The organism is Dyadobacter diqingensis (assembly GCF_024220585.1).
Classification (GTDB): domain Bacteria; phylum Bacteroidota; class Bacteroidia; order Cytophagales; family Spirosomataceae; genus Dyadobacter; species Dyadobacter diqingensis.
Genome location: NZ_JAMXKF010000024.1, coordinates 1 through 1,245 on the forward strand (window position 1 = coordinate 1; position 1,245 = coordinate 1,245).

1 protein-coding gene is annotated in these 1,245 nt (G+C 40.3%); it reads left to right on the top strand.

The features are described from left to right. Positions 1-1,245, top strand: a 1,245-nt coding sequence (rpsA, locus tag M1L62_RS29250) for a 30S ribosomal protein S1 (protein ID WP_254563189.1), incomplete at both ends; no start/stop codon positions are given.

The window sequence follows — 1,245 nt, forward strand, 5'->3', positions numbered from 1 at the left end:
TGACCGTACTCGTTTTGAAGAAATGTACGAAACAACAATTTCTCCGGTTCAGGAAAAAGAAGTTGTTAAAGGGGTTGTTGTAGGTATTACAGACCGCGAGGTGATTCTTAACATCGGTTTCAAATCTGATGGTATCGTTTCATCAAATGAATTCCGTGACTTGCCAGGATTGAAAATTGGCGACGAAGTGGAAGTTTATGTAGAAAACCAGGAAGACGCACAAGGTCAGCTTGTTCTTTCACGTAAAAAAGCAAAAGTAATTACTGCATGGGATAACATCCAGAAATCGTTTGACGAGGATGTAGTAATCGATGCTAACGTAAAGAGAAGAACCAAAGGTGGTCTTATTGTAGATATATTTGGTATCGAAGCTTTCTTGCCAGGTTCACAAATCGACGTGAAACCAATTCGTGATTTCGACATCTTTGTTGGAAAGCGTATGGAAGTGAAAGTTGTTAAGATTAACTATGCTAACGATAACGTTGTAGTTTCTCATAAAATATTGATCGAAAAAGATCTTGAAGCACAACGTCAGCAAATCCTTAATAACCTTGAGAAAGGACAAGTTCTTGAAGGTGTTATCAAGAACATGACAAACTTCGGTGTGTTCATCGATCTTGGAGGAGTAGATGGTTTGTTGCACATCACGGATATTTCGTGGGGACGTATCAACCATCCGTCAGATCTTTTGGCACTTGACCAGAAACTTAACGTTGTGGTTCTTGACTTTGATGAAGAGAAAAAACGTATCTCTCTTGGCTTGAAACAACTTCAGTCTCACCCATGGGATTCGTTGTCAGAAGATATCCAGGTTGGATCTAAAGTAACAGGACGTATCGTTAACGTTGCTGATTACGGCGCTTTCCTTGAAATCAAACCAGGTGTTGAAGGTTTGATCCACGTTTCTGAAATGTCATGGTCTCAGCACCTGCGCAATCCTCAGGAGTTTATGAACGTAAACGACGAGATCAACGCAGTAGTATTGACTTTGGACCGTCAGGAGCGCAAAATGTCTCTTGGTATCAAACAACTTACTGAAGATCCTTGGACTCAAGGTTCATTGAAAGATAAGTATGCAATTGGTACTCGTCACAAAGGTGTGGTACGTAACCTTACTAACTTCGGTTTGTTTATCGAACTTGAAGAAGGTATCGACGGACTTGTACACGTTTCTGACTTGTCATGGACTAAGAAAATCAAACATCCTTCGGACTTCGTTAAGGTAAATGACGAACTTGAAGTTGT